Annotated in this window: 1 protein-coding gene; it reads right to left on the bottom strand. The window is 73.1% G+C overall.

The genetic code is table 11. The features are described from left to right. A partial coding sequence (locus HMPREF1316_RS03435) for a transposase (protein ID WP_040651212.1) occupies positions 1–695 on the bottom strand: 695 nt, incomplete at both ends.

Genomic DNA, 695 nt, shown 5'->3' with positions numbered 1-695 from the left:
GCCGGGGAGCCCGTAGACGTCGCGCATCGCCTCGGCCATCTGGCATGCCCTCGCGGTCCTCGGGCGCGAGCGCGCCGGGTCGAGCTCGGCCCTCTTCGCGAGCTGCCTCCCCGTGAGGTTGGACTCGCGCTTGAGCCAGACGTACTTCGTGCCGGCGAGCATGGCCCTCTTCTCCTCGGACTCGCGCCTCTCGCGGCACCTCACCCGGTCTGTGGCCCTCGAGAAGAGCTGCATCACGCGGGAGCGGTCGACGGTCTGGGCCGCCTGGGGCATCTCGGACGCGACGCCGAGCGAGTACGCCTCGGCCATGTCCCTGGTGACCTCGAGCACGCGGGAGCGGTCGCCGCCGCGCTCCTCCAGCTGGTCGCAGAGCCTGCCGACCGACCCCCTGTCCCTGCCCTCGGTGACGGCGACGACCCGCCGGGCGTCGAGGTCCACCATGGTGCTTATGTAGCTCTGGCCGCGCCTCCTCGCGGTGCCGTCGATGCCGACGCGCTCGACGGCGGAGTAGTCGGCCGACCCCCTCGCCTCGGCGACGGCACGGCGCAGGAGCGCCCAGACGCGGGCGTCGCCCTCCCGCACCCGCGACGCGATGGCCGCCACGGTCATCCCGGACAGGGCCATGACCAGCACCTGCACCTCGAAGAGGGCCGTGAAGTGCGAGTTCGGCCGGACCTCCCAGGGCATGCGCACGG

This window comes from Olsenella profusa F0195 (assembly GCF_000468755.1).
GTDB classification, from domain to species: domain Bacteria; phylum Actinomycetota; class Coriobacteriia; order Coriobacteriales; family Atopobiaceae; genus Olsenella_F; species Olsenella_F profusa.
The sequence above is the reverse complement of the archived record's forward strand: the minus strand, read 5'-3'. Positions and strand labels throughout refer to the sequence as shown.